Raw genomic sequence first — 258 nt, forward strand, 5'->3', positions numbered from 1 at the left:
TCCTCATACCGTTAGCCCTTTAATAATGGCAACGATATCGGCCGTCGCTAAATCGATAGGAAACGTGAGTTGGCCGGTTAGCGTATCAAACTGCAGCGTATTTTGACGAGTTTGCGCGCAGACTTCAGTAGTTTGTTTTACCTGGACAAAACGTGATGATGTAAGGCACTGCGTGTGCACTGGCAAGGTGGAATTAGGCTGGTCTTTTGCCAGTAAAGCACGTTGTTTATAATAAGTCGTAATAGCGACATTATGGTG

At 45.3% G+C, this 258-nt stretch carries 1 protein-coding gene; it reads right to left on the bottom strand.

The features are described from left to right. Positions 1–3 precede the first annotated feature (3 nt). A partial coding sequence (locus AAEY75_RS16005; RefSeq protein WP_352260149.1) for a hypothetical protein occupies positions 4–258 on the bottom strand: 255 nt, incomplete at its 5' end.

This window comes from Psychrobacter sp. TB55-MNA-CIBAN-0194 (assembly GCF_040309505.1).
GTDB lineage: Bacteria > Pseudomonadota > Gammaproteobacteria > Pseudomonadales > Moraxellaceae > Psychrobacter > Psychrobacter fozii.